The organism is Pseudomonas sp. GX19020, from assembly GCF_023371075.1.
GTDB lineage: Bacteria > Pseudomonadota > Alphaproteobacteria > Rhodobacterales > Rhodobacteraceae > Pseudogemmobacter.
In genome coordinates, this window is record NZ_JAMCCR010000006.1 from 70,335 (window position 1) to 96,162 (window position 25,828).

At 63.5% G+C, this 25,828-nt stretch carries 22 protein-coding genes and 1 tRNA gene; 18 read left to right on the forward strand and 5 right to left on the reverse strand.

The window, feature by feature from the left end; translation table 11 throughout:
- The 15 genes from M3484_RS11925 to M3484_RS11995 all read left to right on the forward strand — a co-directional run bounded on the left by M3484_RS11925 (window position 1) and on the right by M3484_RS11995 (window position 19,193).
- A complete protein-coding gene (locus M3484_RS11925; protein WP_249497033.1) occupies window positions 1–336 on the forward strand; it encodes a hypothetical protein in 336 nt (111 codons plus the stop codon).
- Between the two features lie 67 nt (window positions 337–403).
- Complete coding sequence (locus M3484_RS11930) at window positions 404–649, forward strand: DUF2484 family protein (protein WP_233093075.1); 246 nt, start codon at window positions 404–406, stop codon at window positions 647–649.
- 69 nt (window positions 650–718) lie between these two features.
- Window positions 719–1,096, forward strand: coding sequence for a hypothetical protein (locus M3484_RS11935; RefSeq protein WP_249497034.1), 378 nt, complete (start codon window positions 719–721; stop codon window positions 1,094–1,096).
- A 68-nt stretch (window positions 1,097–1,164) separates the two neighbouring features.
- Entirely contained in the window at window positions 1,165–2,097 is a 933-nt protein-coding gene (gene murB / locus M3484_RS11940) for a UDP-N-acetylmuramate dehydrogenase (protein WP_249497035.1), read from the forward strand.
- A 103-nt stretch (window positions 2,098–2,200) separates the two neighbouring features.
- A complete protein-coding gene (locus M3484_RS11945) occupies window positions 2,201–3,118 on the forward strand; it encodes a D-alanine--D-alanine ligase (RefSeq protein WP_092898398.1) in 918 nt (305 codons plus the stop codon).
- A complete protein-coding gene (locus M3484_RS11950; RefSeq protein WP_092898396.1) occupies window positions 3,106–4,071 on the forward strand; it encodes a cell division protein FtsQ/DivIB in 966 nt (321 codons plus the stop codon). Before M3484_RS11945 ends, M3484_RS11950 begins: the two co-directional genes overlap by 13 nt.
- Window positions 4,068–5,402: a cell division protein FtsA gene (gene ftsA, locus M3484_RS11955; RefSeq protein WP_092898394.1), complete on the forward strand. Its 1,335-nt coding sequence runs from the start codon at window positions 4,068–4,070 to the stop codon at window positions 5,400–5,402. Before M3484_RS11950 ends, ftsA begins: the two co-directional genes overlap by 4 nt.
- 260 nt (window positions 5,403–5,662) lie before the next feature.
- A complete protein-coding gene (gene ftsZ, locus M3484_RS11960; RefSeq protein WP_249497037.1) occupies window positions 5,663–7,459 on the forward strand; it encodes a cell division protein FtsZ in 1,797 nt (598 codons plus the stop codon).
- Window positions 7,460–7,704: 245 nt separating this feature from the next.
- Window positions 7,705–8,649, forward strand: coding sequence for a UDP-3-O-acyl-N-acetylglucosamine deacetylase (gene lpxC, locus M3484_RS11965; RefSeq protein ID WP_249497038.1), 945 nt, complete (start codon window positions 7,705–7,707; stop codon window positions 8,647–8,649).
- A 245-nt stretch (window positions 8,650–8,894) separates the two neighbouring features.
- Window positions 8,895–9,755 carry an outer membrane protein assembly factor BamD gene (locus M3484_RS11970; protein ID WP_092898388.1) on the forward strand — a complete coding sequence of 287 codons (861 nt, stop codon included), beginning with the start codon at window positions 8,895–8,897 and terminating at the stop codon, window positions 9,753–9,755.
- Between the two features lie 65 nt (window positions 9,756–9,820).
- Window positions 9,821–11,464: a DNA repair protein RecN gene (gene recN, locus M3484_RS11975; protein ID WP_249497039.1), complete on the forward strand. Its 1,644-nt coding sequence runs from the start codon at window positions 9,821–9,823 to the stop codon at window positions 11,462–11,464.
- 360 nt (window positions 11,465–11,824) lie between these two features.
- Window positions 11,825–12,493, forward strand: a complete 669-nt coding sequence (purQ, locus tag M3484_RS11980; protein WP_092898384.1) for a phosphoribosylformylglycinamidine synthase subunit PurQ — start codon at window positions 11,825–11,827, stop codon at window positions 12,491–12,493.
- Window positions 12,494–12,539: 46 nt separating this feature from the next.
- Window positions 12,540–14,315, forward strand: a complete 1,776-nt coding sequence (locus M3484_RS11985) for a sensor histidine kinase (protein ID WP_092898382.1) — start codon at window positions 12,540–12,542, stop codon at window positions 14,313–14,315.
- A gap of 7 nt (window positions 14,316–14,322) precedes the next feature.
- Window positions 14,323–15,651: a sigma-54-dependent transcriptional regulator gene (locus M3484_RS11990; protein ID WP_092901798.1), complete on the forward strand. Its 1,329-nt coding sequence runs from the start codon at window positions 14,323–14,325 to the stop codon at window positions 15,649–15,651.
- Window positions 15,652–16,217: 566 nt separating this feature from the next.
- On the forward strand, window positions 16,218–19,193 hold the full coding sequence (locus M3484_RS11995; protein ID WP_249497040.1) for an Rne/Rng family ribonuclease: 2,976 nt from the start codon (window positions 16,218–16,220) through the stop codon (window positions 19,191–19,193).
- Between the two features lie 86 nt (window positions 19,194–19,279).
- On the opposite strand, the gene M3484_RS12000 is transcribed toward M3484_RS11995, so the two are convergent.
- On the reverse strand, window positions 19,280–19,633 hold the full coding sequence (locus tag M3484_RS12000) for a DMT family protein (RefSeq protein WP_092898379.1): 354 nt from the start codon (window positions 19,631–19,633) through the stop codon (window positions 19,280–19,282).
- A gap of 277 nt (window positions 19,634–19,910) precedes the next feature.
- Here M3484_RS12000 and M3484_RS12005 point away from each other — a divergent pair, with 277 nt between their 5' ends.
- The 3 genes from M3484_RS12005 (at window position 19,911) to M3484_RS12015 (ending at window position 22,549) form a co-directional block, all read left to right on the forward strand.
- On the forward strand, window positions 19,911–20,720 hold the full coding sequence (locus tag M3484_RS12005; protein ID WP_092901795.1) for a MetQ/NlpA family ABC transporter substrate-binding protein: 810 nt from the start codon (window positions 19,911–19,913) through the stop codon (window positions 20,718–20,720).
- Window positions 20,721–20,796: 76 nt separating this feature from the next.
- The gene (locus M3484_RS12010) at window positions 20,797–21,876 is read left to right on the forward strand and encodes a methionine ABC transporter ATP-binding protein (protein WP_249497041.1); all 1,080 of its coding nucleotides are present in this window, start codon (window positions 20,797–20,799) and stop codon (window positions 21,874–21,876) included.
- Window positions 21,877–21,907: 31 nt separating this feature from the next.
- The gene (locus M3484_RS12015; RefSeq protein ID WP_283258420.1) at window positions 21,908–22,549 is read left to right on the forward strand and encodes a methionine ABC transporter permease; all 642 of its coding nucleotides are present in this window, start codon (window positions 21,908–21,910) and stop codon (window positions 22,547–22,549) included.
- A gap of 193 nt (window positions 22,550–22,742) precedes the next feature.
- Here the strand turns inward: M3484_RS12015 and M3484_RS12020 are convergent.
- The 4 genes from M3484_RS12020 to pcaD all read right to left on the reverse strand — a co-directional run bounded on the left by M3484_RS12020 (window position 22,743) and on the right by pcaD (window position 25,770).
- Window positions 22,743–22,817 (reverse strand) — tRNA-Gly (locus M3484_RS12020).
- 112 nt (window positions 22,818–22,929) lie between these two features.
- The gene (locus tag M3484_RS12025; RefSeq protein WP_249497042.1) at window positions 22,930–24,165 is read right to left on the reverse strand and encodes a mandelate racemase/muconate lactonizing enzyme family protein; all 1,236 of its coding nucleotides are present in this window, start codon (window positions 24,163–24,165) and stop codon (window positions 22,930–22,932) included.
- A gap of 131 nt (window positions 24,166–24,296) precedes the next feature.
- Window positions 24,297–24,992 (reverse strand): alpha/beta fold hydrolase, encoded by a 696-nt coding sequence (locus tag M3484_RS12030; RefSeq protein WP_249497043.1) that lies wholly within the window; start codon window positions 24,990–24,992, stop codon window positions 24,297–24,299.
- Window positions 24,985–25,770, reverse strand: a complete 786-nt coding sequence (gene pcaD, locus M3484_RS12035) for a 3-oxoadipate enol-lactonase (RefSeq protein ID WP_249497044.1) — start codon at window positions 25,768–25,770, stop codon at window positions 24,985–24,987. Before pcaD ends, M3484_RS12030 begins: the two co-directional genes overlap by 8 nt.
- Between the last annotated feature and the right edge of the window lie 58 nt (window positions 25,771–25,828).

Here is a 25,828-nt window from a genome sequence, read left to right on the forward strand (position 1 = left end):
GTGGATGTGGCCCTCTTGCTCCTTGCCTTCTTCGCCGCCACCTGGCTGAGCGCGGCAGGGGCTTGGGCTGCCTGGAGGCGCGGGTGGAAACTTGCGGTCCTTCTGGCCTTGCTGGTCGTGGCGGGGTTTGTGGGGCTGTTTTTCTATCTCTCGACCATTGCGAGTGGCAGTTATCTGGCCGGTCTCGGTGAGATGCTGGTCGCGGTCGGGCTGGCGGCCGGGCCGGGGGGCGGGCTGATCATCGGCGTGATCGCAGCCTATTCCATGCCGGTGGGGATCGGTTGTGCGGTCCTTCACCTCTGTATTCTTGCCCTCACACTGGCCGATAGCCTGTGACGGGCCTGACTGTAACATTGTTGACACCGAAGGCGCCTTGCAACGCGCCCGAACGCACGGGGCTGCCATGATTGACCTTTCTCTGATCCTGGCCTGTCTCTGGCTGGTTCTGGCCAATGTGATCGCGATGTTTCCCACCCGTGACAAACATATCCGGGCCGCGATGATGCTGGTGGTGATCGGCATCCCGCTGCTGGGCTGGGTGACATGGAGCAACGGCCCGGTCTGGGGCCTTGTCTTCCTGATCGGGGGTGCGAGTGTGATGCGCTGGCCGCTGATCTGGTTCTGGCGTTCGATGCGCAGAACGGGCTGAGCCGGAAAGCCATATTCCGGACAAAGCTCCGGGCAATATTGCGGCCAGTGTCCGGTCGTGGGGTCTGTCATGCCGCTCTCCTATGTTATCCCGGTTTCAGTCGCGATGCTGTTGCTGGTGGTGATCCCCTTTGTCAGAGGGGAGGCCTCTGGCATGGCGCTGCGGCTGATCCTGATCCTGTGCCTTGTGGGGCTGCCCCCGGCGATTGCAGCGCTCGAGGCGCGCAATGTCTTCGACTTCTTCGCGATCTGGATACTTGTGCTGCTGGCACCCCTCGTGTGGCTCATGAACGGTGAAGGCGTCGGGGGCGGAGGTCGCGAGGGCACCGGCGAGGGCCTGCTTGTCCAGATCCTGCCATGGCTGCCCCTGTTGGCGCTTGGGCTGGTCGTGGTCACAGTGCTGGCGCTGAAATTCCTGCATATCCGGGCAAAACGCCGCCAGGGCTGATCCGCAGGCAGCGCTGACCCATGGGCACCCCCTTGCGCAAAGCCAGGCTTCGCGGATAGCTGGGGCCCATGACATATGCTCTGGCTCTCCCCACTCCGCGCGGCCCGCTGACCGCTGATCGCCCGCTTGCCGACCTGACCTGGCTTCGGGTCGGAGGCCCGGCGGACTGGTTCTTCCAGCCCGCGGATGAGGCGGACCTGGCCGGTTTTCTGGCCGCACTTCCGCCCGGGATCGCGGTCTTCCCGATGGGGGTCGGCTCAAACCTGATCATCCGCGATGGCGGGCTTCGCGCTGTGGTGATCCGGCTAGGGCGGGGGTTCAACGGGATTGAAATCGACGGCGACCGGGTGATTGCGGGTGCAGCCGCGCTGGATGCACATGTCGCGAAAAAGGCCGCCGAGGCGGGGCGGGATCTGACCTTCCTGCGCACCATTCCCGGCAGTATCGGCGGCGCGGTGCGGATGAATGCGGGCTGTTATGGGCTGTATGTCGCGGATCATCTGGAGGAGGTGAAGATCATCACCCGCGAGGGTGAGACAAAGGTTCTGCCGGCGGCGGAGCTGAACCTGCGCTACCGCCAGTCGGACCTGCCAGAGGGCGCCGTGCTGATCTCGGCCACCTTCCGCGCCCCCGAAGGCGACCCCGGGGCGCTGGCCGCGCGCATGGCAGAGCAACTCGCGAAACGTGACGCTTCGCAGCCCACGAAAGAGCGCACGGCAGGCTCGACCTTCCGCAACCCGGCCGGGTTTTCCTCGACCGGGCGGGCGGATGACAGCCATGAGCTGAAAGCCTGGAAGCTGATTGATGACGCCGGAATGCGCGGCGCATCGGTCGGCGCGGCGCAGATGTCGCCGATGCACGCTAATTTCATGATCAATACCGGTGGCGCTACAGCCACGGATCTCGAATCACTTGGGGAAGAAGTGCGAAAAAAGGTGTTCCAATCCAGCGGGATCACGCTAGAATGGGAAATCATGAGGGTTGGTGATCCAGGTCGCTGACAAGAGTCAAGGCCCTGGATCCAGGCGTATGATCCGGGTGATAAAGCGGCGATAAAGCCGGGAATAACAAGAACGGGGTCAGTAAGACCCTGAGAGGCAGTAAATGGCGGCGGGATCGGGCAGATTTCCCCGCGTGGCGGTTCTGAAAGGTGGCATGTCTGCCGAGAGAGAGGTTTCCCTCTCCTCGGGTGCGGAATGTGCGACGGCGCTGCGTGAGGCGGGTTATGAGGTGATCGAGGTCGATGCGGGCCGCGATCTGGCCGCGCGTCTGACCGAGCTGCGCCCGGATGCCGTGTTCAACGCCTTGCATGGCCGCTGGGGTGAGGATGGCTGCGTCCAGGGCATTCTTGAATGGCTGCGCATCCCCTATACCCATTCCGGCCTGCTGGCCTCGTCGCTGGCGATGGATAAGACCCGCTCGAAAGAAGTGTTCCGCGCCGCCGGCCTGCCAGTGGTCGAAAGCGTGATCGCGTCCCGCAACGACGTTGAGGCCGGCCATGTGCTGCCGCCGCCCTATGTTGTGAAGCCGAATAACGAGGGTTCCTCGGTCGGGGTCTATCTGGTCCATCCCGGCTCGAATGCGCCGCGTCTCGCAGAGACCATGCCCGAGATGGTGATGGTCGAGACCTATGTGCCGGGCCGCGAGATGACGGTTGCCGTGATGGGGGACCGCGCACTTGGTGTGACCGATATCGTCACCGATGGCTGGTATGATTACGATGCGAAATACAAGGCGGGTGGATCGCGCCACGTGATCCCGGCGGATCTGCCGCAGGAGATCTCTGACGCCTGTCTCGACATCGCAGTAAAGGCGCATAAGGCGCTTGGCTGCCGTGGCCTGTCGCGCGCCGATTACCGTTGGGATGAAAGCCGCGGCCTTGCGGGGCTGATCCTGCTGGAGGTCAATACCCAGCCTGGCATGACGCCGACCTCGCTCGCGCCCGAACAGGCGGCATATCAGGGCATTTCCTTCCCCGAGCTCTGTTCCTGGCTGGTCGAGGATGCGTCATGCGATCGCTGATCCCCTTTCGCATCCGCCCGGCGCGCCATGGGCGCCAGCCCGCCTTTGGCCGGGCCGAGCCGCCGCTGACCCGTCAGAAAGTCGTGCATGATCCGTCGCCCTCGCTCTGGGCGTACCGGATGCAGCGGGTGATGCTGACGCCTTACCTGCGCGCTTTCCTGAGGGTCGGGTTACCGGTTCTGGCGGTGGCGGCGATGGCCGGCGTCTATATGTCGAGCGAAGAGCGCCGCAATGGCGTGGTCCAGGTCTTCACCGACCTGCGCGAGAAATTCCAGAGCCGCCCGGAATTCATGGTGACGCTGGTCTCGATCGAGGGCTCCTCGGTCGAACTGGCGGATGCCGTACGCTCGCGGCTGGATCTGAACCTGCCGCAAAGCTCGTTTGACCTTGATCTTGAAGCCGCCCGCGCGCGGGTCGTGGAACTTGACGCCGTCAAGGGGGCGGAGTTGCGGGTGCGGTCGGGGGGCGTGCTTTCGGTCCTGATCACCGAACGCCAGCCCGTCCTGGTCTGGCGTCAGGCCTCGGGGCTCTCGCTGGTCGACGAGACCGGTCACCGCGTCGCAGGCCTTTTTGAACGCGCGGACCGCGACGACCTGCCGCTGATCGCGGGCGAGGGGGCGGATGCCGCCGCGCCAGAGGCGCTTGAGATCCTTGCCGCCGCCGGGCCGATTGCGCCCCGGATCCGGGGCCTTGTCCGCATGGGCGAGCGCCGCTGGGACATCGTGCTGGATCGCGGCCAGCGCATTCTTTTGCCCGAAGACCGTCCGGTGCGCGCGCTGGAACGTCTGCTGGCGCTGGATCAGGCCCAGGACATGCTGGCCCGCGATCTGGCGGCCGTCGATCTGCGACTGCCGAACCGTCCGACCCTGCGCCTGACCACCTATGCGATGAACGAAATTCGTCGCGCCAAAGGCCTTCAGCCCCTGCCCGAAACCGTGGAGACCGAATTGTGACCGACCTCTACCAGACCCAACGCGTCATGCGGAACATGCGCCGGGCTGCCATGCAGCGGGGCGTGATTGCTATTCTTGATGTGGGCACCTCGAAAATTGCCTGCCTTATCCTGAAATTCGACGGCGAAGCCCGCCTGCGCGAAGTCGAGGGCGTTGGCCCTATGGCCGGTCAGTCGAAATTCCGCATTATCGGGGCTGCGACCACCCGCTCGCGCGGCGTCCGGTTCGGCGAGATCTCGGTCATGAACGAGACCGAGCGCGCCATCCGCACCGCCGTCCAGGCGGCGCAGAAGATGGCGAATGTCCGTGTCGATCACGTGATCGCCTGTTTCTCGGGCGCCGAGCCGCGCTCTTACGGGCTGGCGGGCGAGATCGATCTTGAAGACAATGTCGTCACCGAACATGACATCGCCCGCGTGCTTGCCTCTTGCGATGTGCCCGATATCGGGCCAGGGCGTGAGGTTCTGCATGCGCAGCCGGTGAATTTCGCACTGGATCACCGCTCGGGTCTTGCCGATCCGCGCGGCCAGATCGGCAACCGGCTGGCCTGTGACATGCACCTTCTGTCGGTGGAAGATTCCGCGATCCAGAACCTGCTTTACTGCATCCAGCGCTGTGACCTGGAACTGGCGGGGATTGCGTCTTCGGCCTATGTTTCGGCGATTTCCAGCCTTGTGGAAGACGAGCAGGAACTGGGCGCGGCCTGTATCGATCTGGGCGGCGGTGCGACCGGCGTCTCGATCTTCATGAAGAAACACATGATCTATGCCGACAGCGTGCGGATGGGCGGCGATCACGTGACAGCGGATATTTCCAAAGGGCTTTATATCCCCGCGGCCGATGCCGAAAAGATCAAGACCCGCCATGGTGGTCTCTTTGCCACCGGCATGGATGACCGCGAGATGATTGAGCTCGGCGGCGAAAGCGGCGACTGGGAGAAAGACCGCCGCCGCATTTCCCGCACCGAGCTGATCGGCATCATGCGCCCCCGCGTCGAGGAAATCCTCGAAGAGGCGCGCACCGTGCTGGATGCGGCTGGCTTCGACCATCTGCCTTCGCAGCAGATCGTGCTGACGGGCGGCGGCAGCCAGATCCCGGGTCTTGATATGCTGGCCAACCGGATCCTCGGGCAGCGCGTCCGTCTGGGCCGCCCGCTGCGGGTCCAGGGCCTGCCGCAGGCTGCGACCGGGCCGGCCTTTGCCTCGGCTGTGGGGCTTTGTCTCTTTGCAGCGCATCCGCAAGATGAGTGGTGGGACTTTGAAGTTCCCGCCGAACGCTATCCGGCCAGGTCGTTGCGCAGGGCATTCAGATGGTTCAAGGACAACTGGTAACCCCAGGATACAGCGTCACTCGCGAAATCCCGCCGATAGGGGCGGCGAAGACCCCATATTTTGTGGGACTGAGTTATTTTTTCCGTGACCTCCCTGACCGATGTCGATAGACTCGGAGCCAAATCGGTGTGGCGCGCCCCGGGACGGGTGGCCAGAGCTGAAAAAGAATACCTCGCGCGTAACGATCACAAAAACGGCTCATTAAGGTTTACGGGCGATAACCTTGATGTTGACCTGGGAAAAAACGGACAGGCGGAACCATGGCACTCAATCTGACGATGGCGAACCAGCGGGAAGAGCTGAAGCCGCGCATTACCGTGTTTGGTGTGGGCGGCGCAGGCGGCAATGCGGTCAATAATATGATCGACAAGCAGCTTGAAGGCGTCGAATTCGTCGTGGCGAATACCGATGCCCAGGCGCTGCAGCAGTCCATGGCCCATGCCCGGATCCAGATGGGTCTGAAAGTGACCGAGGGGCTTGGCGCAGGGGCGCGTCCGTCGGTTGGTGCAGCCGCTGCCGAAGAAACCATCGAAGAGATCGTCGACCATCTGGCCGGCGCGCATATGTGTTTTATCACCGCCGGAATGGGCGGAGGCACCGGCACCGGTGCGGCCCCGATCATCGCGCAGGCCGCGCGTGAGCTGGGCGTGCTGACCGTCGGCGTCGTGACCAAGCCCTTCTCGTTTGAAGGCGGCAAGCGCATGCGCCAGGCCGAAGAAGGTATCGAGGCGCTGCAAAAGGTCGTCGATACGCTGATCATCATTCCGAACCAGAACCTGTTCCGTCTGGCGAATGACCGCACCACCTTTACCGAAGCCTTCGCGATGGCCGATGACGTTCTGTATCAGGGCGTCAAAGGTGTGACCGATCTGATGGTTCGCCCGGGCATCATCAACCTCGACTTCGCCGATGTCCGTTCGGTGATGGATGAGATGGGCAAGGCGATGATGGGTACCGGCGAGGCCGATGGCGATGATCGCGCCGTTCAGGCCGCCGAAAAGGCGATTGCCAACCCGCTGCTTGATGAAATCAGCCTCAATGGCGCCAAAGGCGTGCTGATCTCGATCACCGGCGGCCATGATCTGACCCTGTTCGAACTGGACGAAGCCGCGAATATCATCCGCGAGAAAGTCGATCCGGAAGCCAATATCATCGTTGGCTCGACGCTGGACAATACGATGGAAGGGCGCATCCGCGTTTCCGTCGTGGCCACCGGCATCGATGCTGGCCAGCAGCTGAAGCCCGAACAACCCCTGGCGCGCCGCCCTATGGCGCAGCCGCTGCAGCTGCAGCCGGGCCATGGCGCCGGACACAACGATGTGCCGGAAGTGGCTTTCGTGCCGGCCGCTGCCGCGCCGCAGCAAAACTGGCAGCCTGCCGCGCAGCAACCGATGCACGCCCCGGCCGCCCCGCAGCCCGTTGCGCCCCAGCCGGCTCCGCAGCCTGCGGCCTATGCTCCGGCACCGCCCCAGGCTTACGCGCCCGCTCCGGCCTATGCAGCTGCCCAGCCTGCTGCTGCACCGCGCGCAGCGCAGACCGAAGATCTTTTCGGGGCCGGTGAAAACCATGGCCATGATTTCCAGCCGCGCTATGAGAACGAAGATCACCACGGCCATGTGAATGACGTGCCGCCGCCGGTCTATCGCCCGCGTCCTGCCGCTGGCCAGGCCGGCATGACCTCGGCCCGTCCGACACCCTCTTCGATCGAAGCCGAAGCAGGCTCCTTCGTCGCACCGCGCCCGCATGTGCCCGGCACGCCGACCCCGGCTGCGCTGGCCCGTCTGGCAAATGCGGTACAGAAAAACCCGCGTCAGGCGCAGCCGCAGCAGCAGCCGATTGCCCAGGAACCAGCGCAGGCTGCACGCCCGCGCTTTGGCATCGGCTCGCTGATCAACCGTATGGCCGGCCATCTCGAAAGTGGCACCCAGGCCGAGCGCAGCCCGGCGCAGTCGCATCGCCAGCAACCTCCGGTTACCGCCTATGATGACGAAGGCGAGGCCGGCAACGATCAGGACAAGATCGAGATTCCTGCATTCCTCAGAAGACAGGCCAACTGAAACGAGCAGAATCCTATGTTACAAAAGGGCCGGGAAACCGGCCCTTTTTCTTTTGGAATCATCATCTTGCTGCAGTCGCAAACTGTGTCACAAACCGTTGCAAAAGGTGAATTGTGATCCCCCTCACCATTTACTAACTAATCTTAACGAAGGCGTGGGGCTTACTCCCCAAGGGCCGGAAATGATGCGGAGCCGTTCCGATTGTCCTGATGCAGGACCAGACGGCGAGAGAAAGAGGCACCAGGGTGCAAAACACACTGAACACGGCAGTCAGCTTCAGCGGGGTGGGTCTCCACACCGGGCAGTCTGCGCGCATGACGGTGCGCCCGGCTCCGGCCGATCACGGCATCTGGTTCCGCCGCACCGATATTCTGGCCGGAACCAGCGGACAGCGCGCCGATATCCCGGCAATCTGGTCGGCGGTGACGCCGTCGCGGCTTTGCACCGTCGTCGAGAATGCCGATGGTGTTTCGGTCTCGACCGTTGAACATCTGACCGCGGCCCTTGCCGGCTGCGCGATCCATAACGCGCTGATCGAGATCGATTGCGGTGAAGTGCCGATCCTTGACGGCTCGGCCGAGCCCTTTGTGCAGGGCTTTCTGGCCGCCGGCATTCGCGAACAGGCCTCGGAAATCCGCGCCATCCGCGTGCTGAAACCGGTCGAAGTGCGCGAAGGCGAGGCGATTGCCCGTCTGGAGCCCGCCGATATGCTGGAAATCGATTTCCGCATCGAATTTGCCGAGGCAGCCATCGGCACGCAGGAACGCCATCTGCGCATGTCGAACGGCGCTTTCGTGCGCGAACTGTCCGACAGCCGCACTTTCTGCCGTCAGGCCGATGTCGATGCGATGCGCGAACGCGGGCTGGCGCTTGGCGGCACGCTGGACAATGCCGTTGTGTTTGACGGTGACCGCGTGGTTTCGCCCGGCGGTCTGCGTCATGAAGACGAGCCGGTGCGCCATAAGATGCTTGATGCCGTAGGCGATCTCTCGCTTGCCGGCGGGCCGATTCTCGGACGTTACACCGGCATTCGTGCCGGTCACGCGCTGACCAATCGCCTCTTGCGCGCGCTGTTCGCCGACCCGGCCAATTTCCGGATCGAGGAATGCAGCAGCGGCATCGGCGGGAAACTGCCTGGAATCGGCGTTCATCGCGGCGATCTGCCGTCCTCGCGCCGCCGCGCCGCCTGATTGCGCGCCGCAGAGGGGCGGGCCGGCCTTGCAAAGTGGCAGTTCGGCGGCCCTCACCCCACAGGCAGGCGGCTTTATGGCGGATAAGAAAGGCATTTTGCGCAACCGATTTTTCTGTGCTAGGACACAGGCAAATCGCCAGGATGAGCCCCGGGTAAACCGGGTCCATCGGTCTGGGGCAGGGGAGTATCCCGGTCGCGACGTGGCGGATCCGGGCAAGGAAGTCAGGTTTGGATAAGCGGAAGATGGCAGGCAAGGGACCGGGATCAGGCATTCCGGCGCTGAAGATCGGGGCAGCTTTGCTGCTCACGGTGTCGCTTTCGGCCTGCGGTGGCGGCAAAACCTCAAAGACTGAGTCGCTTGAGGCCCTCAATGCCGAGGAAATCTACCGCAAGGGCGAGCTGGAGCTGGAAACGGCCCGCCGCGCCGGTGATTCCCTGATGTATTTCCAGGAAGTCGAACGGCTTTATCCCTATTCGGAATTCGCCCGCCGCGCGCTGATCATGCAGGCTTTCGTCAATCACAAGACGAAGAAATACGAAGAGGCCCGCGCCGCCGCGCAGCGCTTCCTTGATTTCTATCCCGATGACGAAGACGCGCCCTATGCGGCCTATCTGATGGCGCTGAGCTATTATGACCAGATCGAGGATGTCGGCCGCGACCAGGGGCTGACCTATCAGGCGCTGGTCTCCTTGCGCGATGTGATCGAACGCTATCCGGACAGCGAATACAGCACTTCGGCGATCATGAAATTCGATCTCGCCTTCGACCATCTTGCGGCGAAGGAAATGGAGATCGGGCGCTATTATCTCAAGCGCCGCCATTATACCGCCGCGCTGAACCGGTTCCGCACCGTTGTGCAGGATTACCAGACCACGACCCATACCGCCGAGGCGCTCTATCGTCTGATCGAATGCTATCTGGCGCTTGGCTTCGAGGCCGAGGCGCAGACCGCCGGCGCGATCCTGGGCTATAACTACCAGTCCTCGCCCTTCTACCAGGACGGTTATAATCTGTTGAAAGGCAAAGGCCTCTCGCCCGAGGTCAAGGGCGACAGCTGGCTGTCGAAAGCCTATCGTCAGATGGTCCGTGGTGAATGGCTGTAACGGTCGGGCAGGGGGCGTGATGCGTCCCCGCCGATCCATGCCAGACCTCATATGCTGATCCTCTCATGCTGATCTCGCTCGACATTCGCGACATTCTGATCATTGACCGCCTCACGCTGGATCTTGGCGCGGGGCTCAATGTGCTGACCGGCGAGACCGGGGCGGGCAAGTCGATCCTGCTTGATGCGCTTGGCATGGTGCTGGGCTGGAAGGGTCGCGCCGATCTGGTGCGGCAGGGCGCCGACCGCGGCGAGGTCACGGCTATTTTCGATCTGCCCGCCGGGCATCCGGCCCATGCGATCCTTGAAGAGGCCGGTGTGGAAACCGAGGGCGAGCTTATTCTCCGTCGCCTGGCCCATGCCGATGGTCGCCGCCAGGCCTGGGCCAATGATCGCCGCGTCTCGGCCGAGGTGCTGCGGGGACTTTCGGAAACACTCGTTGAACTGCACGGCCAGCATGACGACCGGGGGCTTCTGAACCCGCGCGGGCACCGGGCTTTGCTCGATCTCTTCGGCAGCGTTGATCTCGGGGCGTTGCGCGGTCTCTGGACGGCGCGCCGCAGCGCGCGCGAGGCGATCGCTGCAGCTGAGGCGCAGATTGAGCGGGCCAGGACCGAAGAGGATTTTCTGCGCCATGCCGTGGCTGAGCTGGAAAAGCTCGCGCCCGAACCGGGCGAAGAAGCGGCACTGGATGCGAAACGGCGGCTGATGCAGGCTGCGGGCCGCATCCGCGAAGATGTCGCCAAGGCGCTTGGGGCCTTGTCGGAAGAGGGTGCCGAGGGCCGGATGCGGGACGCCACCCGCTGGCTGGAATCGGCGGCGGACAAGGCGGCGGGCCGTCTTGACGAGGCGCTGGCCGCATTGTCCCGCGCGATGATCGAGCTTTCCGAGGCGCAATCCGGGGTGGAGGCCGCGCTTCAGGCGCTGGATTTCGACCCGGCGGCGCTCGAATCTGCCGAAGAGCGGCTCTTCGCGATCCGCGCCGCGTCGCGCAAATATGGTATCCCGGCGGATGATCTGGCGCGCCATGCTGCCGATCTCTCCGCCCGTCTCGCGGCGCTTGATGCGGGCGAGGCCGGGCTGGGCCGTCTCGCTGCTGCGCTGGCCAAAGCCGATGCAGATTATCAGGCCGAGGCTGTCCGGATCACAGGCCTGCGGCAGCGGGCGGCCGAGCGGCTCGATGCCGCGATGGCCGCCGAGCTCGCGCCCCTGAAGATGGAGCGCGCGGTGTTTCGCAGCGTGATCACCAGCTCGGACTCCGGCCCCGACGGTCAGGATCAGGTCACCTTCACCGTGGCCACCAACCCGGGCGCGCCGCCCGGCCCGCTGAACAAAATAGCGTCCGGGGGCGAGCTGTCGCGCTTTCTCCTTGCGCTGAAAGTCTGTCTGACCGGCGGCGCGAGCGGCCTTACGCTGATCTTTGACGAAATCGACCGTGGTGTCGGCGGGGCCACCGCCGATGCGGTCGGCCGGCGCCTGCGCGCGCTGTCAGATGAGGCCCAGGTTCTGGTCGTCACCCATTCGCCCCAGGTCGCGGCCCTTGGCGCGCATCACTGGCGGGTGGAAAAGCGGGTCGAAAACAATGTCACCCTCTCGACCGTGGTGGCGCTTTCCGACACCGAGCGCGTCGAGGAAATCGCCCGCATGATCTCGGGTGACACCATTTCCGACGCCGCCCGCGAGGCCGCGCGCAGCCTGATCAGCGCCTGATCTTCCCCTGACGCGACGTCAGACATGCAGCCCGCAACCAACGGCTTTGCCGGGCTGAGGGTTCTCGCCGCAGCGCCGCACTGCTATCTTGCACGGGGGAGGCCTTTATCCTTCGGAGCCAAGACATGACTGCCCTGAAATCCATCCTGACCGCCTGGCGCCTGCCGGTGATCTTCCCCTCGCAAGAGGTTTTCGAGCGCCGGTTGCGCCCGCGGGGCTGAGCCGCTTACCTGAGGCCGGAACCGGCCATCGGCTTGCAGTAAGGCATGGGCCTCCGGTAAGGCGCGGGCTTGCAGTAAGGCCCGGGCTCGCAGTAAGGAAGGGCACCGCCGCCAACCCAGTGCCCATCGGAGTGCGCCCATGAAAGCCGCCGTCATCACCTTCCCCGGCTCGAATTGCGACCGTGACCTTGCCGTTGCTTTTGAAAAGGCCGGCTTCGATGTCACCCGCGTCTGGCACAAGGACAGCGATCTTCCGGCGGGCACCGATATTGTCGGCGTCCCGGGTGGCTTCTCATACGGGGATTACCTGCGCTGCGGCGCCATCGCGGCACAATCGCCGATCTCGGCTGCGGTCAGGGCCCATGCCGGGCGTGGCGGTTACGCCATCGGCATCTGCAATGGTTTCCAGATCCTGACCGAAATGCGGCTTCTGCCCGGTGTGCTGATGCGCAACAAGGGCCTGCAATATATCTGCCGCACCATCACGCTGAAGGTCGCGACCACCCAATCGGCCTTTACCGCAAATTACGGAAAAGGCGATGAAATCCGCGTGCCGATCGCGCATCACGACGGCAATTACACTGTGGATGAGGCGACGCTGGCGGCGCTGAAAGCCGAAGACCGCATTGCCTTTACCTATGGCGACAACCCGAATGGCTCGATGGGCGACATCGCAGGCGTCCTGTCGGAGAACCGCCGCGTGCTGGGTATGATGCCGCATCCCGAACGCGCTTTCGAGCCGCTGCACGGGTCGAAAGACGGCGCAGCGCTTTTCGCCTCGCTCATGGGCGGGTTGGCGCTGGCCTGACCCCCATCGCCTTGAGGCAATCCGGCGCGGCGCCTATTTTAGCGCAATGTTTCGCAGCGAGAGCACACAGCCGAATGACAAACCACAGGGTCTTCCCTGGCGGGTAAAGCTTGTCATTCTGGCGCTGGTTGTGGCGGCCATCGGTGTGGTTCTGGTCTCGAATCGCTGGCTGACCGAGCGGTTCACGGAAACCAACCGCAACCGCTCGGATGTGCGCCTCGCACTTTATTCCGGGAACCTTGTCTCGGAATTGCAGCGCACCTCGGTGGTGCCTTTGCTGCTGGCGCGCGACCCGGATCTGATCGCGGCGCTGAAAGACGGGAACTTCTCGCGCACCTCTGCGAAACTGATCGCGCTTCAGGCGGAAATCGGCGTGGCGGCGATCCGGCTTCTCGATATCGATGGCCGCGTGGTGGGGGCGACCAACCGCAATATCCTGGGGTCGAACTTCCGTCAGGAAGGGTATTTCGTTGATGCGCAACGCACCAATGAGACGATCTTTACCTCTTCTCCACGCGAATCGGGCGGCTATGATTTCAGCTACAGCCGGGCGATCCGCTCGGATGGCAAGATCCTTGGCGTCATCGTCGTCTCGGTTGATCTGCTGAAATATGAGCGCGCCTGGTCGGGGCTGAATGACGCCGTGGTGGTCACGAATTCCGAAGGTACGGTCATTCTGACCACGGTGCCCTCCTGGCGTGGCCGCCCGCTGAATGAGGCCATGGCGCGCGGCGAACCCATGAGCGCGCTTGAACGCGCGATCCAGGCCTCGACTGACTGGGCAAGGCCGCGCACCGATGCATGGATGCAGGGCGATCCGGTGATGAAGACCGAGGCGCGTATTCCGTTTCGCGGCTGGCGCATCGTGACCTTCACCGATTACACCCAGGTTCGCGAAAGGGTGAATGGTATCCTCGCGCTTGAGATCATGGGTTTCGCGATCCTGATGTCGATTGCCTTCTATTTCCTGACACGGCGGGCCTGGTCGCGGTCCTGGTCGCTGGCCCGCGAATCGGCGGAACTGCGGGCGCTGAATGTGCGGCTGCAACGCGAGATCGCCGAGCGCGAAAAGGTCGAGGCCAACCTGCAGGTTGCCGAGCAGACGCTGGAGCAATCGTCGAAACTGGCGGTTCTGGGCGAGATGTCGGCGGCGGTCAGCCATGAGCTGAACCAGCCGCTGGCCGCGATGAAGACCTATCTCGCGGGCGCGCGGCTGTTGTTACAGCGCAAACGGCCGGAAGAGGCGCTGTCTTCCTTCCAGCGGATCGACGATCTGATCGACCGGATGGGGTCGATCACCCGTCAGCTGAAATCCTATGCCCGCAAAGGCGGCGAGGCTTTCGAGCCGGTGGATCTGCGCGCCTGTGTCTCCTCGGCGCTGGCGATGATGGAGCCGCAGCTGAAAAGCCGCGTCGTCAAGATCGTGCGCGGCATGCCGCGCCAGCCGGTCATGGTGATGGCAGACCGGATCCGGCTGGAACAGGTGATCATCAACCTGTTGCGCAATGCGCTTGATGCGCTGCGCGAGGTGCCCAATCCGCAGATCGAACTTCTGCTCGCCGCAGGCGAGACGGCGACACTGACGGTGCGCGACAACGGCCCGGGGATCATCGATCTCGATAACCTGTTCGAGCCTTTCTACACGACGAAGAAACCCGGCGAGGGCGTGGGGCTTGGCCTTGCGATCTCTTCCGGGATTGTAACCGATCTGGGCGGCCGGCTGACCGCCCATAATGGCGAAGCGCAGGATGGGGCGCAGGGAGGCGCAGTCTTCGAGATGCAGCTCCCGATCCTTGGCGACGCAAGACAAGCAGCAGAATGAGGTCAATATGGCACGCGCGATGAAAGTGGCGATCGTGGATGACGAGGCGGATATGCGCGCTTCGATCAGCCAGTGGCTGGCGCTCTCGGGCTTTGACACCGAGACCTATCCTTCGGCGGAAGATGCGCTGAAATCCATCGGTGCGGATTTTTCCGGCGTCGTGGTATCGGATATCAAGATGCCCGGCATGGATGGTATGGCGTTTCTCAAGAAACTGATGAGCCTCGATTCCGGCCTGCCGGTGATCATGATCACCGGGCATGGCGATGTGCCGATGGCGGTAGAGGCGATGCGGGTCGGCGCCTTCGATTTCCTGGAAAAGCCGTTCAACCCGGACCGGATGACGGAACTGGCGAAAAAGGCGACCCATGCGCGGCGGATGACGCTGGACAGCCGGGCGCTGCGTCGCGAGCTGGCCGATGGCACCACCATCATGCAAAAGCTGGTCGGCACCTCGCCCGCGATGGAGCGGCTGCGCGAAGACATTCTCGATCTGGGTCAGGCGGATTCACATGTTCTGATCGATGGCGAGACCGGCACCGGCAAGACACTTGTCGCCCATGCGCTGCATGCGGTTGGGCCGCGCGCGTCGAAGAAATTCGTGACGATCTCCTGCGCCGCCTGGTCCGAGGATCAGCTTTCCGCCAAGCTCTTCGGCCCGGGTGAAGACGGCGCGATCCCGCTGGTCGAAGAGGCGCGGGGTGGCACATTGCTGCTGGAAGATATCGAGGCACTGAGCCAGGGGCTGCAGGCGCGGCTTCTGACCTTCATCAATGATCAGGGCCTGCCGCCGGAAACCCGCATCATCGCGATCCGCAACCAACAGGCGCAGGATCTGACGCTGGAACAGGCTTTGCGCCCCGATCTCTTCTACCGGCTGGGCGCGATGACCATCGTATTGCCGCCTTTGCGGGCGCGGGGCGAGGATATCCTTCAGCTCTTCACCCGGCTTTCGGAGCAGTTTTCCGAAGAATATGGCTGTGATGCCCCTCAGGTCACGGCGCAGGAGGCCGCGCAGCTGTTGCAGGCCCCCTGGCCGGGCAATGTGCGCCAGCTGGTGAATATCGCGGAACGCGCGGTCTTGCAGAACCGTCGCGGCTCCGGCTCGATTGCATCTTTGCTGATGGCCGATAACGAGGCCTCCGGCCCGGCGATGACCACCGAAGGCAAGCCGCTGAAGGAATATGTCGAGGCGTTTGAACGGATGCTGATCGACAATACGATGCGCCGTCATAAGGGCTCGATCGTTGCGGTGATGGAAGAGCTTTGCCTGCCGCGCCGCACGCTGAATGAGAAAATGGCGAAATATAACCTGCAGCGTTCGGATTATACCTGAGCGCCGCGTGCTTTGCTCTGCGCATACCTCCGGTGGAAGTGTCAGGATACGGGGGAAGCGTATTTCCTCTTGGTTTGAGGGCGCCGGGGGAGGCACCCGGTACAAGAGACGGGGGCCGCGCCCTCTCTCTTCGGGCAGGTGCCACATGGCGGGCGAGAGATTTTCATTGCTCTTCAGTCGGCTTTGATCGTAAGTTGCCCACTATGGCCGTTTTGTAACGGTCAAAGAAATTCTCTCCCCTTCGCGGGCATGGCGCGACGTTACGCGCCGCCCCATGACCGGGAGCCGGATCGGCCGTAAGGCTGTGCACATTGTCAGATGGATCAGCGCTTCCCTGTGAAGTGCCTGTCTGGCCAGTAAGGTGGGGGCCTGAACCCCCAGGACGTAACCGCGATGAGGCGCGTGAGCAGTGTAACGATTGGCGATACTGGCCCCAGAGGCCGGCTGAGCCCGTTCGCGCCCGCCGTCCGCGCTCAGACAAGCCGCCCCGAACCGTATGATCTGCTCTCCGGCCCTGTCTCAGGGCCGCTGGGGGTCTTTATGCCACCGGGGCGCAATGGAAAAACATGGCTAAGAAGATGCTTATCGACGCCACCCATCCCGAGGAGACCCGGGTTGTTGTGGTGGACGGAAACAAAGTCGAAGAATTTGACTTTGAAACAATAAACAAGCGCCAGCTCGCGGGGAACATCTACCTCGCCAAGGTGACGCGGGTTGAACCCTCGCTCCAGGCGGCCTTTGTGGATTATGGTGGAAACCGCCACGGCTTCCTCGCTTTTGCCGAAATCCACCCGGATTACTACCAGATCCCGGTTGCGGACCGCCAGGCGCTCCTCGCCGAAGAGCGCGCTATGGCGCGTGAGGAAGAGGAAGAGGACAATCGTCGTGCCCGCCGCCGCAAGCCGGCGCCGCGGGCTGAACGCGCACCCGCCGATCCCAGCGTTTCGGCGCCGTTGGCAGGTGAGGCTGCGGCCTCGCACAGCGAGATGGATGTGATCGACCTCTCGGCCGGTGACGGCGATGAGGGCGTCTCCACGCTCGCGGTTGCTGAGGATCTGATGGCGACTGAGACCGGGGCCGTCGCGCCGCCCGAACCCGTCGCGGTCGAAGAGGCTGCCGCTGAAGAGGCTGCGGTTGCAGATGATGCGGGCGACGAGGCCCGCAGCGATGAAGCGACCGGGGATGATCATGACGATCATGACCACAGCGAGCATGATCATGGCGATCATGACCATCACGCCGCTGCCAGCGCAGATGAGATCGAAACCATCGCGGAAGAGGATGTCTCGGAAGAGATCGCCGCTCCGCGCCGGCAGCGCCTGCGCAAATACAAGATCCAGGAAGTGGTCAAGGTCCGGCAGATCATGCTGGTCCAGGTCGTCAAGGAAGAGCGCGGCAATAAAGGCGCGGCGCTGACCACCTATCTCTCGCTTGCCGGCCGTTACTGCGTCCTGATGCCGAATACCGCACGTGGCGGTGGCATTTCGCGCAAGATCACCCAGGCCGCCGACCGCAAGAAGCTGAAGGAAATCGCGGGCGAACTGGAGGTGCCGGAAGGCGCCGGCCTGATCATCCGCACCGCAGGTGCCAAGCGCACCAAGCCGGAGATCCGGCGCGATTACGAATATCTGATGCGGCTCTGGGAACAGATCCGCGATCTGACGCTGCGCTCGGTCGCGCCTGCCGCGATCTATGAGGAAGGCGATCTGATCAAGCGCACCATCCGCGATCTCTATAGCCGCGAGATCGACGAGGTGCTGGTTGAAGGCGAGGCGGGCTACCGTTCCGCCAAAGACTTCATGCGGATGATCATGCCGGCGCATGCGAAACAGGTGAAGCTCTATAACGAGCCGATGCCGCTTTTCGCGCGCTTCCAGGTCGAAAGCTATCTCGGCGGCATGTTCAACCCGGTCGTGCAGCTGAAATCCGGCGGCTATATCGTCATCGGCATCACCGAGGCGCTGGTCGCCATCGACGTGAACTCTGGCCGCGCGACGAAAGAGGGATCCATCGAGGATACCGCGCTCAAGACCAACCTCGAGGCCTGTGACGAGGTCGCCCGCCAGCTGCGTCTGCGCGATCTGGCCGGGCTGATCGTGATCGACTTCATCGACATGGAAGAGCGTCGCAACAACGCCTCGGTCGAGAAGCGGCTGAAAGACCGTCTGAAAACCGACCGTGCGCGGATCCAGGTTGGCCGGATCTCGGGCTTTGGCCTGATGGAGATGTCGCGCCAGCGCCTGCGTCCGGGGATGCTGGAATCGACCACGCAGCCCTGCTCGCATTGCCATGGCACCGGGCTGATCCGTTCGGATGACAGCATGGCGCTGACCATTCTGCGCGCTCTGGAAGAAGAGGGCACGCGCAAGCGGTCGAAAGAGGTGCTGCTGAAGGCGCCGATCGGCATCGTTAACTACCTCTTCAACCATAAGCGCGAACATATCGGGCTGATCGAAACCCGCTACGGCATGGCGGTCAGGATGGAGGCCGATCCGGCGCTCGTCTCGCCCGATTTCGAGCTGGAGAAGTTCAAGACCGCGACCCGCAGCCTGCCCGAGCCGAGCCAGGTCATCTCCGGCCATGCCGGATTGATGGGCGATCTGGTCGAAGAGGAAGACGAGGATCTGGTCGACGAGATCCTGGAAGAGGAAGAAGAGGTCGCGGAAGAGGCGGCTGCGGTTGCAGCTCCGGCCCGGGCCGAGCCCGCAGCGGAAGGCGGGGAAGGGGGCGGGAAGAAGAAGCGCCGTCGTCGTCGCCGTCGTCGGGGTGGTCGTGATGGTCAGGGCGCCGAGGGGAGCGCTGAAGCGGGCGACGAGTCCGATGAAGAAGGCTCGGATGAGGATGACGCAGACGGCACCGATGCAGAGGTTGCAGCGGGTGACGTGAGCGAGGCAGTGGCGCCAGAAGCCGAAGCACCGGCAAAACCGAAGCGGGCGACGCGGTCGCGGTCGAAATCTGCGGCGGCAAAGGCTGCTGCAGCGGCGGCCGATGCGGCAGAGACTGTGGAAGCTGTGGCTGATACAGTTGTCGCTGAAACTGCTGTGACCGATCCGGTCGTGGAAGGCGAAGCTGTGGCGTCTGAGGCGGAAGCTCCTGCCGCCGCCCCGGCACCAAAGCGCCGCAGCCGGGCGAAAGCCAGCGCAGCGGTTATCGGGGAAGACGCCGCGCCTGAGGCTGTCGCTTCTGAACCGGCCGCCGCGAAGAAGCCCGCGCGCAGCCGCGCAGCGGCGAAGCCGAAAGCCGCAAGCAGCCGTTCGCGGTCGAAGAAAGCCGATGAGGCTGAAGTCGCAGTGGTTGACGTTGCAGCGGCTGTGGATGCAGGGGTTGGTGCTGTACCGGCGGAAGCCGCGCCTGAGGCGCCCGCAGGTGGCCCGGCCGGGGCTTCTCCGGCACCGGTCCCGGCGGGGATTGCGGCAGATCCTGTCATTTCCGGTGTAGCGGATGCGGGTGAGGCCCCGGTCGCTGATGCCGGTCTGGCCGGTGACACGGATGGCGATGATGACCGCCCGCGCAAAAAGGGCTGGTGGTCGCAGGGGCGCTGATCCGCGCAGAGATTAAAAAAGGGGGCCGCGAGGCCCCCTTTTCCTTTACCGCCCGGTCTTTGCACCCTGGTTTTACCTGCGGAGCTTCACCATTTCTGGAAAATGAAAAACGCGCCCAGAGCGATCAGGCTGAAGCCGATCAGATGGTTCCAGCCAAGGGATTCCTTGAGATAAAGCACCGAAAATGCCGCAAAAACCGCGAGGGTGATCACCTCCTGGATGGTCTTGAGCTGGGCTGCGTTGAAATAGGTGTAGCCAATGCGGTTCGCCGGAACCATCAGGCAATATTCAAAGAAGGCGACGCCCCAGGAGATAAGAATGACCTTGAACATCGGCATAGAGGCGCCGTCTTTCAGATGGCCATACCAGGCGTAGGTCATGAAGATATTCGAGGCGATCAGCAAAAGGACCGTCACCAGGGGAACGGGAAGATTGAGCATGTCTGACACCGGAGATGCGAAGGAGGTTCCGGCTGACCCTATTGCGCGGCCCAAGGCATCGGAAGGGGGATTCGCGCGGGCCTTCGGCGGGTAAAATTGTGGGCTGACGAAAACTCCTGCGGTAAGCGGGAAAGCGACAACTCTGTCTTGCCAATGCCGCTAAGATCAAAACAATGTTCTCTTCGCGGGGCTTGCACCTTTTTGCCGCAGGAATGATATTCCGTTCAGCTCGCGGCGGGCTTTTCGCGCCGTGTTTCATTTTCTGAAGGCTGACCCCATGTCGTTCTTTTCCCTGTCCCGCCGTGCGGCCCTTACGCTTGCCGCTGCCGCCCTCATGTCCCCCGCGCTGTCTCCGGCGGCTTTCGCTGACAATGCCGCGCTGAAGGTCGGGATCATGGGGGGCGAGGATGAAGCAGTCTGGGCCGTGGTCGCGGAACAGGCGAAGCCGCTGGGCCTTGATGTCTCGACCGTGATCTTCAATGATTACACCCAGCCGAACGAGGCGCTGGCCCGCAATGAGATCGACGCGAATGCCTTCCAGCATCTGCCCTATCTCGAAGCGCAGATCGCCGCGCATGGCTATGAGATCATCCCGGAGATCGACACCGCGATCTTCCCGATCGGCGTCTATTCGAAGAAACATGCCTCGCTGGCAGAACTGCCGGACGGTGCCGTGATCGGCGTGCCGAATGATCCGTCGAATGGCGGCCGCGCGCTCAAGGTGCTGGAGCAGCTGGGCCTCATCAAGGTCAACCCGGAGGCCGGTATTCTGGCGACCGTGATCGACGTGACCGAGAACCCGAAAAACCTTGACCTGCGCGAGCTGGATGCCGGTGTGGTCGGGCGCGCGATTGATGACCTTGACGCGGCAGTGGTCAATACCGACTGGGCGGCCAAGGCAGACCTGCTCGACAACCGGATCGCCGAGGAATCGGGCGTGAACAACCCCTATACCAACTTCATCGCCATCCGCACCGCCGACAAAGACGCGGAATGGGTTGCGAAACTGCGCGAAGCCTTCCAGTCCGACGCGGTCAAAGCGGCTTATGCAGACGCTTACAAAGGCGCGGCAGTTCCCGCCTGGTAAGAATTGGTTTAAACGATACGCATCAGGGCGCCCGGATCAGCTTCGGGCGCCCTGACTGATTGAAGGAGCAGTGCCGATGGCAGGGGCGGGAACAGTGGCCGGAGCAGGGTCAGGGCCGGGCGCGGAAGTGCCGGCGGTGCAGCTTGACCATGTGGTCCGGCGGTTCAATGACCGGCCGGCGCTGGACGATATTTCACTGACGCTGGGGCGGGGCGAGATCGTCGGGCTGATCGGGCGCTCTGGCGCGGGAAAATCGACGCTGATCCGCTGCCTGAACGGGCTTGACCGGCCGCAGGCGGGGCGCGTTGTGATCGACGGCACCGATATTTCGACGCTGTCGGAACAGGCGCTGAACCCGGTGCGTCGCCGCATCGGGATGATTTTCCAGCATTTCAATCTGTTATCCGCGAAGACCGTCGCCGAGAATGTGGCGCTGCCTTTGAAGATCGCCGGCGTGGCCCGCGCCGCGCGGATGAAACGGGTTATGGAATTGCTGGATCTTGTGGGCCTGGCCGACAAGGCGAATGCCTATCCGGCGCAGCTTTCGGGCGGGCAGAAGCAGCGGATCGGCATCGCGCGGGCGCTGGCGCCCGAGCCGCTTTTGCTTTTGTCGGATGAGGCGACTTCGGCGCTAGACCCCGAGACGACGCAACAGATCCTGACGCTGCTTAAAGATGTGAACCGCCAGCTTGGCCTGACGATCCTGATGATCACCCATGAGATGGAGGTGGTGCGCCAGATCGCCCATCGTGTCCTCGTGCTGGATGCGGGACGTATCGTCGAGGAAGGCCCGGTGGCGAAGGTGCTTGCCAGTCCTCAGACCGACACCACCCGCAGCCTTTTGCGCGGCCTCTCGCCGGTCTTGCCGGCGGATCTGCTGGCGCAGATCGCGCCCGAAGGGGATCAGGCGCTGATCCGCGTTGATGTCTACGGGCCCGATGCCCGCCGCCCGCTTCTGGCCGGGGTCGAGGCGATCACGGGGCAGCCCGCGCGGCTGCTGCATGGCGGGTTGAATGATGTTCAGGGCGAGCCTTATGGCAGGCTTTTTCTGGCACTCGGGACCGCTGACAAGGACAAGCTGGCTGCGGTGGTGGCAAAGCTGAAACCGGAAACGACCGCAATCGAGGTGCTCGGCTATGTCCCCGCAAATGTTTGATACGCTGCTGGGCTGGGCGATGACGCGGCCGATGTTCGACCTGCTGGTCAAGGGGATGTGGGAGACGGTGGTGATGACCGGCGTTTCCGGCGCGCTGTCTTTTGTGATCGGCCTGCCGCTGGCACTGATCCTCGTGACGACCGACAAAGGCGGTATCTTTCAGAACCTGCTGATTAACCGGAGCCTTGGCTGGCTGGTGAATGCGCTGCGGTCGGTGCCCTTCATCATCCTGCTGGTGGCGGCGATTCCGCTGACGCGGCTGATCGTGGGCACGGCCATCGGGATCGGCGCGGCGATTGTGCCGCTGACGCTGGCGGCGGCGCCCTATTTCGCCCGGGTGGCCGAGGTATCGCTGCGCGAGGTCGACCGCGCTTTGATCGATGCGGCCCGCGCGATGGGCGCGACCCGGATGACGATCCTGCGCGATGTGCTGATCCCCGAGGCTTTGCCTGGCATCGTTTCGGGCTTTACCGTGACCATGGTGACGCTGATCGGCGCCTCTGCAATGGCGGGGGCGGTCGGGGCCGGCGGGCTCGGCGATATTGCGATCCGCTATGGTTATCAGCGCTTTGAGACGGTGATTATGGTCGCAGTCGTGATCATCCTGATCGTGATGGTGTCGATCATGCAATGGGCCGGAGATGCGCTGGCACGGCGCATCGACCATCGTTGAGAGAGATGCGCTGGCCCGGCGCATCGACCATCGCTGAGAGGGAGAGCTTACAGGCTGATGCGCTTTGAACGGCGCATCAGCAACGGCGCTTGCAGATGACCGGTGCGGCAGGCCGACATTGTGAGGATATGCAAATGAAAACAGCGGCCTGTGGCCGCTTTTTCACATCACATCTTAAAGGATGATCCTGGACTGGAGCGGGCGAGGCGATTCGAACGCCCGACCCTAACCTTGGCAAGGTTATGCTCTACCCCTGAGCTACGCCCGCAACCGGTCCGGATGGCGGTGATCTAACCCCGCCTGCGCCGGGGCGCAAGAGGGGAAATGTAAAAATCTGTAAGCTTGCGCAAAAACAGCGGCTAAGCCGTTGCGAAGGCAGGCTAAACCTCGGAGGGCGCGCCACCTTCGAACCGGTTCTCGGCCTGATAGGAACAGGGCGCCTCCTGCATCTGGAGATGCAGTTTGTCGCCGTTATAGGGATGGGCGCGGGCGAGATCCTCGTCGAAATCAATGCCGAGCCCGGGGCCTTCGGGGGGCAGGATATAGCCATTTTCCCAGCGGATCGTGTTTTTGATCAGGCGCTGATGGAAGGCGCCGCCGGTCTCGATGGTCTCAACCAGCAAAAGATTGGGGATCGTGACCCCAAGATGGATATTCGCCGCCCATTCCACCGGCCCTGCATAGAGATGCGGCGCGATTTCGGCATTATAGACCTCGGCAATGGCGGCGAGTTTGCGGCCTTCGGAAATACCGCCAAGCCGGCCAAGTGCGGGTTGCAGGATCCGCACACCGCCCGCCCGCAAAAGCGTGGCGAATTCGGTCTTGGTGGTCAGCCGCTCGCCGGTTGCAAGTGGAATGCGGACCTGTTTCGCGACCTCGGCGAATTCCAGAAGATTGTCGGGCGGGATCGGTTCCTCATACCAGAGCGGGTTCCATGGCTCGAGCTCGCGGCCAAGCCGGATGGCGCCTTCGGTGGTGAACTGGCCATGGGTGCCGAACAGCAGATCGGCGCGGTCGCCGACCGCTTCGCGGATGGTTTTGCAAAAGGCGACCGAGCGCGCGATGTCGGACAGAGCGGGCTGATGCCCGCCCCGGATCGTATAGGGGCCGGCGGGGTCGAATTTCAGCGCCGTAAAGCCCTGATCGACATAGCGAAGCGCCGCCTCGGCCTGCTGGTCGGGGCTGGCCCAGAATTCGGTCGGGTCCTGGCCGGGCTCGGGGTAGAGATAGGTGTAGGAGCGCAGTCGGTCATTCATCCGCCCGCCATTCAGCGCCCAGACCGGGCGGTTGCGCGCCTTGCCGATAATGTCCCAGCAGGCGATCTCAAGCCCGGAAAAAGCCCCCATCACGGTGAGATCAGGGCGCTGCGTAAAGCCGGAGGAATAGACCCTTCGATACATGAGTTCGATGTTTTCGGGGTTTTCGCCCTGCATATGGCGGGTGAAGACGTCTTCGATGACGGCCCGCATCGCTTTGGGGCCGACGCTTGAGGCGTAGCATTCGCCATATCCGGTGATGCCGCAGCGCGTGGTGAGTTTCGGGAAGATCCAGTAACGGCCACCCCAGCCGGGGGCGGGTGGGGCAACGACGAAAATTTCAAGGTCCTGCAGGATCATGACGGGCGTCTCCTGGTTGGGGAGCGCCGGGCTTTTACTCTCCCGGGCCCCCGTGGAGTATTTGGGTCATAAGGAAGGTAGCAGGGATTTCTTCAGGGGCCAGGGTGATTTTCGACGTGGCGGAGTCGGGATCAGGGGATGAGGCCGGTGATCCGGTGCAGCAGGGCGGCGGTCTCTTGCGGCCTGGCGAAGAAGGGGGCGTGCCCGCAGGCAAGGGAGAAGCGGTGACCGGGCGGGACAGCACCGGCCATGGCGTGCTGGAAGGCGGGAGGGATGGCGCGGTCGTTTTCGCAGGTGATGGCGAAGCGCGGCAGGTTCTGTGAACGTGCGGTAAGACGGAGCGGGGTTTCCTGCGGTGCAATGGATTCGGGCGCCATTTGGCGGGCGGCGAGGGCCCGGGTCTCAGGTGGGCAGTCGTGGAAGAACAGGGGCGTCAGGCTTTCGGGGGCGAAGCTGTAGCTGCCGCTGGCGCGGTCGGTTTTCAGGGCGGCGCGCAGCGGTTGTTCGCTCTGGCTGCGGCGGCGTGAGGCGACGGAACTGCCGTTCCCGGGGATATAGCCGCAGAGCCAGATCAGGGCCTGGATTTTTTCCGGATCGGTTTCGGCAGCGGCGGTGATCGGAAAGCCACCGGCGGAGTGGCCGACGAGCAAAGTGGGGCCGGTGAGGCTGTCGCAGATCGCCCGCGCCTGGTCTTTGAGGCTGATCCCGGGGCCGCGCGGCAGGTCGATTGCGCGGGCGCTGTGGCCATACCCGGTCAGGGCTTCGGTCAGCCAGGGCCAGCACCAGGCACCAAAGCCCGAGCCGTGGACCAGCAGAAAGTCAGCCATGCCCGATCCGGGTCAGGAAATCGCGGATCGCCTCGGCATAGTCATCGGGCTTTTCGGCCAGGGGAATATGGCCGGCGCCCCGGATCAGACGGAACTGGTGGCCGGGGATCAGATCGGCGGTCTCGCGCACCAGATCAACGGGGGTGGAGCCATCATGGCTGCCGGCGATCACCAGGGTCGGGAGCCGCAGCGTCGCGGTGGTCTCGTAGAAATCGGTGCCGGCAATGGCGCTGGCGCAGCCGGCCCAGCCCTCAGGGGATGTAGCGAGGAAACGGGCGCTGAGACCGGCAAGCGCCGGGCTTTCACGCCAGTTGCGGCCCAGCCAGCGCTCCATCGTGGCGTCATGCAGGGCGGCGAGCCCTGCGCGGCGCACCAGCGCGATACGATCCTGCCATTGCGAAGCGATGCCAATACGGGCGGCGGTGTTCGACAGCACAAGGCCCCGCACGAGATCGAGCCGTTTTACCGCCAGGCCCTGGGCGATCAGCCCCCCGATCGAAAGGCCGATCACCACGCAGTCTTTCAGGCCGAAATGTCCGATCAGCCGTTCCGTGTCCTGGATCAGCGCTCCCATCTTATAGGGCGCGGGCGGGCAGTCGCTGGCGCCATGGCCGCGCAGATCGAAACTGAGAATGCGGTGCCGGGGCAGGTGGTCGATCAGCGGTTGCCAGATCTCATGGCTGAGGCCAAGCGCGTGGAGCAGCACCAGGGGGGGGCCATCTTCGGGGCCGGTGAGGCTGGCATTGAGACGCAGATCGGGCAGATAGATGAGGGGCATGTTCGAAATCTGTAATTATTTGCCGGAAATCCGGCAGTCAGGGGCAGGAAATGTTGGA